Genomic DNA, 4,485 nt, shown 5'->3' on the forward strand with positions numbered 1-4,485 from the left:
AAAAATGAACAGTGTAATTATTAAAAACACTGTTCATTTTTGATTTTAATTATCCAGCATAAGGAGCAAATAAAATAAGTGAAATTGCTATATTTATAAGAATAATTCAGAATAGAGAAATTCTTCTTTTAGCTAAGTAATATGAACCTAAAATACCCATTGGTACATAGATTTTTAACAGAATATTTTTGTATCCCACAAAATAATTATTGCTTGTCCATCCTGCATAACCTTTAGAAGATGAATTAAAGAAAATTTCAGGTACATAAATTGAGATGAATAATTGAATCGCAAGAGCAATAATTATTCCTGAAACAATTGGTTTCATAATGATTAACATATTAGCAATGAAAGTATTAGTTTTAAATTTTTTAATATACTTCATTGCAATTACCATAATGATAATAGCTGGTAAGCAGAAAATTAAATAAGTTAAGAAAACTGCTATATAACCTCATCATTGACCAGATGCAACTAAGTAACCTGTAAAAAAGGCAAATTTAGTTGACACAACACCAGGTGTAGTGTTTGAAATTGCAAACACATTATTGATTGCATTTTCATCAATATTTGCCCCAAAAACTTGTGCTAAAAAGTTTCACAATCATTGGAATATCGGCATAAAAACTTGACCACCACCAAAGATTGAAAGCGAAATTAAAATTAAAAGAGGTAAGCAAACTAATAAAGCAGTAAGCAGCATTATTTGCCTCCTTTTTTAATGAAGGTAATCCCGTTTTCCTCAAGCGATTTATTTAATGATTGCTTATTGATAAAGTGCTTTTTATTTACTAAAAAAACTATAGCAAAGACAAATAAGAAAATTACAATTGAGAAAATTGGTAAATTGTAAGGTGATGGAACAAACAAGGAAACACAAATTGAAAAGAGCATAATAATTAATCAAACTGGTAATTTGAGTGATTGTTTAGATTGCTTTATATATCTTTGTGCAAATGCAATCAGAAAAGCAATAATTGAAACAAGTACACCGACTGAAATTATTTTTAAGTACTCGCTAGGTATGTATTTAGTCAAGATAACTAAGAAAATAAATGCAAATATTACGTGAGGTAATATTCCTAATAAAGTAACCAAGGTTCCCTTAAATTTACCTAAAAGACTTATAGATATATATGACAGTGTTTGAATAACCGAAGCACCTGGAAGCATATTTGTAACAATTACAATATCATCCATTTCTTCGTTAGTTATTCATTTTTTATTATCAACTGCTTCTTTTTTAATAACTGGTAAAAGGGCATTACCTCCACCAAATCCAATAAAAGTAACTTTGATAATAAATGAAAATAATTCTCAAAAACTAACTTTTTTCTTATTTTTATTCATTATGTCTCCTATTTATTTAGCAATATTTTATATTTTTTTCAAAATAACTAAATAATAATAACAGTTTAATGTTTTTTCTCATTAATTTATATGAATTTAAGAATTTTTAAGATTTTTATGACTATAAAATAAATAAAATGCTATTATATATTTGCATCAGTCGACAGCTGCATTTTATGTAGAGGAAAGTCCGTGCTAACACCATCTGCGATGATGGTAGTGATCGTGCTAAGCCAAATAAGCTTAGGTTATGCATTATGTGTATAAACGACTAGTGCCACAGAGACGAGAAATATGAAACGGGTAAACTCCACGAGTTAGAAACTCAAATTTTGGTAGAGGAATCATTATTTTAGAACTGAATAAAATAATGGAGTGACATTAAGTCATTAGATAAATTGTCGACCTAGACAGAACACGGCTTATAGATGCAAGCATTCAGGCAACTGAATGTTTTTTATTTAATATAAAAAATCCACCAAATGATGGATTAGTTAAATATTTGATTTACTTGTTCTTTGATGTGTTCATCAACGTGATTTGGTTCAGTTTGATTAATTGGAGAAACTTTTGTTCCAAAGTATTTAATTTCTTTCGAATCATTACCTGTTAAGAATTTAAATGTTCCTTTTAATCAATCAGAGTGATTGCCTCAAGTGTATCAACCCTGTGGTGCACCTTGAGTTGAAACTATAACTGTATTTAAGTTAGTTAATAAAGGAATTGCATCACCTTGCTTTGAGTATTTGTAACTAAATGTTTTATTAGCAACTGAAATAGCATCGATGAAATTTTTAACTATGACACTAGGCCCAAAGTTAATCATTGGGTTTGAAATGATTAATAAATCAGTTTCTTTAAGTTTTTGAATTCATTTATCTGTCTCAACATCTGTGTAATAAGTTGTAAATGTTTGCTTAGTTAAAAAATGTTCATTTAGCTTTGTAGTTGATAAGTCCACTCTTTCGATTGATAGATTTTCTTTTGATTTAAGTGCTTCTTCAATGTAATTTAAAATGTTAGTTGAGTATGATTTTTCATTTTGTAAAAGATTTCCATCTAAAATTAATACTTTTTTCATATTTCCCCCTTAATTTTTATAAAAAGTTAATATTTAGTTATTTTTTAGCTTAAAAAATAACTTTTTATATTAGTTATATTTTAGCAAACTTTTAATAATAGGTATGATAAAACACAAAAATAATATAAAAAGTTGGTATTAATTAACAAATACCAACTGTAAAAATTATTTAGTAGAGTAACCAAATTTTTCAAGTGCATCTGCATCATCGATTCATTTTTTAGCTATCTTAACTTTTAAAGTTAATGATGTAGGAATATCGAATTGATGTGCAATTTTCTTTCTAGCAACTGTACCTATTTTTTTGATTTTTTCACCGTTTTTACCTATAACCATACCTTTTTGAGAAGCTTTTTTAACATAGATAATTGCATCAATATCTAATCTGTCTTCAGATTCTTCAAATTCTAGAACTTCAACAGCAATTGAGTGAGGCAGCTCTTCATAAAGCTCATTAATTGCAGATTCACGAATGATTTCTTTTGCTATAAAACGCATAGATTTGTCTGTGATGTATTCAGGATCGTATTGAGCTTCACCGTCGTAAGAGTATTTTTCAATTTCACTAATTAAAGCGCTAATTGATTTAGGATCGTTTACATCAGTAGACATAATTGTTTCAAAACCATGTTCTTTAAGCTCTTTGATTTTATCGAGTAGCTTTTGAGGATCTTTTTTAATTTTGTCAATCTTAGAAATAACAGCAATCTTGTTTTTTACGTGCTTGATTTTTTCTAAAATCATTTCATCACCTTTACCAATTGCTTCATCAGCAGGAGATAAGAATAAAAGAACATCTATGTCTTTGGTTGCATCATAAGCATTTTTGTTTAAAGCTTCACCAAGTTTATTTTGTGGTTTATGGATACCAGGTGTATCAATGAAAATGATTTGTAAATCATCTTCTGTATAGATACCTGTAATTTGGTCTCTGGTTGTTTGAGCTACATTAGTAACAATTGCAACATTGTAGCCGATAATAGCATTAAGAAGACTACTTTTACCTACGTTTGGTCTTCCTAAAATACTTGCAAAACATATTTTCATAATTATTTAATTGTAATTTCTTCAGCTCTGATGCTGTATGGAACTAATTCTTCAACTGTGTTAACTCTTAATTGTTTTCCATCATTACTGTATTGGTAAACTTTTGCATCAAGAGGCATAAATTCAGTCATAACTTGTCTACATCCAGCACAAGGGCTAATGATTTCATTTTTTCCACTAATAATGTGAATTTCTTTAAATGTTCCTACTTTTCCACCGTATGCTACTGAACCAAACATAGCACTTCTTTCAGCACATAAACCTGATGGATAAGCAGCGTTTTCGACGTTAACTCCGTAGTATTCTTTACCATCTTCACCAATCAAAATTGCAGCTACTGGGAATTTTGAATATGGTGTATAAGTATATTTAAGTAAATCTTTTAATTTTTCAAATGTCATATTTGTACCTTCTTTCCTTGTTATTTTTAAAGGATTAAAAATGTCATCAACCATTTTATTCATTCGAATTCTTTCTTCTTCAATTTCGTGGTCATATCCAGCTAAGTGGACTAATCCGTGTGTGAATAAGTAACAGAATTCTCTTTTAATTGAGTGTCCAAAATATTTTGCTTGTCTTACAACTTTGTTTCAACAAATAACTAACTCTCCAAGATGAATAAACGGAAGTTCATCATACATAGAACTATCATCAAATCCAAATGAAAGGATGTCAGTTACATAATCTTTGTTTCTGTATTCTTTGTTTAATCTCTTAATTTTTTGAGGAGAAACTAACGAAACATCAACAATGATTTGTTTTTTAATGCCGAAGTATTCTGCAAAATTTTTGATAATCTGCTTCATTTCTTTTTCGAAAATAATTGCATCTTTGATTTTCGAATTAATAGTTAATGATACTTTTACCTTTTTCATACTTTATAATTATACTTTAAATATGTAAACATATTTAGGTGAAGCAAATAAAAAAACTTGAAATTAATCAAGTTTAGTAAACTAGGACAAGAAAAGTAGACAGAAAATAAAAAACTGTCTACTTTTTGTTTA

General features: G+C 28.2%; 5 protein-coding genes and 1 other RNA gene. 1 reads left to right on the top strand and 5 read right to left on the bottom strand.

The window, feature by feature from the left end; genetic code table 4:
* Positions 1–49 precede the first annotated feature (49 nt).
* Together VBM86_RS02935 and VBM86_RS02940 are read right to left on the bottom strand one after the other, a co-directional pair.
* Positions 50–703 (bottom strand): chromate transporter, encoded by a 654-nt coding sequence (locus tag VBM86_RS02935; protein WP_323189801.1) that lies wholly within the window; start codon positions 701–703, stop codon positions 50–52.
* Positions 703–1,350, bottom strand: a complete 648-nt coding sequence (locus VBM86_RS02940; protein ID WP_323189802.1) for a chromate transporter — start codon at positions 1,348–1,350, stop codon at positions 703–705. Before VBM86_RS02940 ends, VBM86_RS02935 begins: the two co-directional genes overlap by 1 nt.
* Before the next feature lie 152 nt (positions 1,351–1,502).
* Here VBM86_RS02940 and rnpB point away from each other — a divergent pair.
* Positions 1,503–1,780, top strand: an RNA gene (rnpB, locus tag VBM86_RS02945) — RNase P RNA component class B.
* 60 nt (positions 1,781–1,840) lie between these two features.
* Here the strand turns inward: rnpB and VBM86_RS02950 are convergent.
* From VBM86_RS02950 to cdd, 3 genes are all read right to left on the bottom strand, one after another.
* Complete coding sequence (locus tag VBM86_RS02950) at positions 1,841–2,431, bottom strand: FMN-dependent NADH-azoreductase (RefSeq protein ID WP_323189803.1); 591 nt, start codon at positions 2,429–2,431, stop codon at positions 1,841–1,843.
* Between the two features lie 165 nt (positions 2,432–2,596).
* The gene (gene era, locus VBM86_RS02955; protein WP_323189804.1) at positions 2,597–3,478 is read right to left on the bottom strand and encodes a GTPase Era; all 882 of its coding nucleotides are present in this window, start codon (positions 3,476–3,478) and stop codon (positions 2,597–2,599) included.
* A 2-nt stretch (positions 3,479–3,480) separates the two neighbouring features.
* Positions 3,481–4,353, bottom strand: coding sequence for a cytidine deaminase (cdd, locus tag VBM86_RS02960; RefSeq protein WP_323189805.1), 873 nt, complete (start codon positions 4,351–4,353; stop codon positions 3,481–3,483).
* Between the last annotated feature and the right edge of the window lie 132 nt (positions 4,354–4,485).

Source organism: Mycoplasma sp. 21DD0573 (assembly GCF_034863425.1).
GTDB lineage: Bacteria > Bacillota_I > Bacilli_A > Mycoplasmatales > Metamycoplasmataceae > Mycoplasmopsis.